Source organism: Microcystis sp. M53602_WE12, from assembly GCF_030065455.1.
Lineage (GTDB): Bacteria > Cyanobacteriota > Cyanobacteriia > Cyanobacteriales > Microcystaceae > Microcystis > Microcystis aeruginosa.
Map to the genome: position 1 here is coordinate 1 of NZ_JASJFB010000619.1, position 2241 is coordinate 2241.

The following is a 2241-nucleotide window of genomic DNA, read 5'->3' on the forward strand; positions in this document are numbered from 1 at the left end:
GGCAAAAACGGCGAAATCTATGTCCAGATTGCCCTGTATTATTTATTCAGGAAGCCCTAATTAGGGCTTCCTGAATAAATAATACAGGGCAATCTGGACATAGATTTCGCCGTTTTTGCCGAGCAATGATAACTTTTATAGCTTTTTATCTATGGATAAAATAATTTAGAGCAATTCAACTCTAGGTTAGATGTGGTATAGACTAGGATTAGTAATTTATACTCAGATAGCCATGAGACAATCCGATCGAGAAATAATGATTTTAGCGGCTTTGGCCTCCCTCTTAGCGGTGGTGGCGGAAGTGGCGATCGCTTTTTAGATAAAAAAAACTGATTTATGAGGTTAAAGTCGGGCAAAATTGGCAATCAATGCCGAGGAAAGATATCGATAGAATGCTTGTGACAGGGGCAGCAATTGCGATCACCTCAATCAGCGAAATTAAAGCATGAGTATTAGTGTAACGGGTCAGGTAAAAAGAATCGAAATAGGCACGGGAACTTGGGCATTAATTGCCGATAACGGTCAAACCTACGAATTAATAGACCCTCCCGCCGAATTAACCCAAAAAAAGGCAAAAGTGACAGTTATAGGTCAAATTCGCTCAGATGTGATGACCCTGGCCATGATCGGGCCAGTTTTACAAGTGATCTCCTTTCAATCCCTGCCATGAAGCCAAAAAATACTGCTTAAAAAAGGGTCAAATCGTTTTTTTAAGCCTGTAATCTCGAAAAATTGCCGTAATTGTCCCTCAGCTATCCCAGAAAGAAAAATTGTCAAGAATACCCTAGAGGTTGATTTTTTCGAGAATAATCTCGAAATTTTGGATAATAATACTACAATAGACAGCAACTTTGTCTTAGGAACATCGGAATAACCTAAACCGATCTGTCTGATTGGTTTAACTCGTAGTTACCTAAGTTGGCGTGAGGAGAGGACTGAATGAATTTGCGCGATAATGCTTTAACGATTCTGCAAGAAACGAGTCGAACTTTTTATATTCCCATAAGTCGTTTACCAGATCGTCTGCTCGAGGCAGTAGCCTCAGCTTATCTCTGTATGAGGGCGATCGATGAAGTAGAAGACCATCCCGACCTAGATAACTTCAGTAAAGCCCAGATATTAAGACAAATTAGCCTGAATTTACAAGCAGGTACTGAAAATTCCACCAAAGAGGACTTTGCTTTTGGCTTAGTCCATCGGGAGATTTTGCCAGAAGTAACCCTGAGAATTGGCGAATGGGCCCTGTTAGCACCGGATTCGATCGCCCCCCGGGTTTGGGATGCCACGGCGGCCATGGCCGATCGCATGGCCTACTGGGCCGGGAATAACTGGGATATTCGCACAGAAATAGAATTAGATCAATATACCTTTAGTGTGGCCGGTGCGGTGGGTTTATTGCTGTCTGACCTCTGGAATTGGTACGACGGCACTCAAACTAATCGGAGTTATGCCATCGGTTTTGGCCGGGGTTTACAAGCGGTTAATATTGCCCGCAACCATGGCGAGGATCTGCGCCGGGGGGTAAGTTTTCTGCCCCAGGGTTGGACAATTAGTGATATTCATAATTATGCCCGTCGTAATCTGAAATTAGCCGATTATTACACTCAATCGCTGCCGAAAGGGCCGGCCCTTGATTTTTGTAAGATTCCCCTCGCTTTAGCCCATGGCACTCTCGAAGTTCTAGCTTTAGGTAAGGAAAAACTCAGCCGCAGCGATGTCATCGCTTTGGTACAACAAATTACCCGTTAGAGGAAATCACAATTAGGGTTGGCTGAATAAATCTAAAAACCTTGTTGGGTAAGACTTTTAGACTTTTTGTCAATCAAAAAGTACCGGACTGGGAGTGATCAGGGGGAAAATCCCTGGACTTTTTCCCTGAAAATTAGGTAGTTGACCACCTGAAAATCGGTAAAACCCCACACCCCACACCCCACATTCCACACCCTGCCCCCAAGAAAAACTTTTTGCCGCAAACCCCAATTAAAATTGCCCACGATCGCTCTTCCAAAGTCAGGAATCACAAGCGTGGGCAAAAAACCGGTGAAGTTCAGTAACTTAGAACAAACCGAGAGTTAAAGATATATCGATGGGGAAAGTGGCACCAATACCTAACCAAATCGTGACCACAGTACCAAATAGGAAGATAGCGGTAGCGACGGGACGACGGAATGGATTTTGTAATTTATTGACGCTTTCAATAAAAGGAACTAACATCAAGCCTAGGGGAACGCCGGCCATGCA

At 43.7% G+C, this 2241-nt stretch carries 4 protein-coding genes and 1 pseudogene; 3 read left to right on the forward strand and 2 right to left on the reverse strand.

What is annotated here, in order from left to right:
* Positions 1 to 190: 190 nt before the first annotated feature.
* The 3 genes from PX482_RS19560 (at position 191) to PX482_RS19570 (ending at position 1749) form a co-directional block, all read left to right on the forward strand.
* Complete coding sequence (locus PX482_RS19560; protein WP_256378286.1) at positions 191 to 319, forward strand: hypothetical protein; 129 nt, start codon at positions 191 to 193, stop codon at positions 317 to 319.
* 126 nt (positions 320 to 445) lie between these two features.
* Positions 446 to 670, forward strand: a complete 225-nt coding sequence (locus PX482_RS19565) for a hypothetical protein (protein ID WP_002757610.1) — start codon at positions 446 to 448, stop codon at positions 668 to 670.
* Between the two features lie 269 nt (positions 671 to 939).
* A complete protein-coding gene (locus PX482_RS19570; protein ID WP_288122891.1) occupies positions 940 to 1749 on the forward strand; it encodes a squalene/phytoene synthase family protein in 810 nt (269 codons plus the stop codon).
* 98 nt (positions 1750 to 1847) lie between these two features.
* Here PX482_RS19570 and PX482_RS19575 read toward each other — a convergent pair whose 3' ends face one another.
* Positions 1848 to 2033, reverse strand: coding sequence for a hypothetical protein (locus PX482_RS19575; RefSeq protein ID WP_288094460.1), 186 nt, complete (start codon positions 2031 to 2033; stop codon positions 1848 to 1850).
* 22 nt (positions 2034 to 2055) lie between these two features.
* Positions 2056 to 2241 (reverse strand): annotated as a pseudogene (locus PX482_RS19580) (cytochrome b6-f complex subunit IV); the annotation flags it as partial.

What these genes read in the sequence shown, in the direction of transcription:
- PX482_RS19570 (WP_288122891.1), top strand. Translation starts at nt 940, where the DNA reads ATGAATTTGCGCGATAATGCTTTAACGATTCTGCAAGAAACGAGTCGA.
- PX482_RS19565 (WP_002757610.1), top strand. Translation starts at nt 446, where the DNA reads ATGAGTATTAGTGTAACGGGTCAGGTAAAAAGAATCGAAATAGGCACG.
- PX482_RS19560 (WP_256378286.1), top strand. Translation starts at nt 191, where the DNA reads ATGTGGTATAGACTAGGATTAGTAATTTATACTCAGATAGCCATGAGA.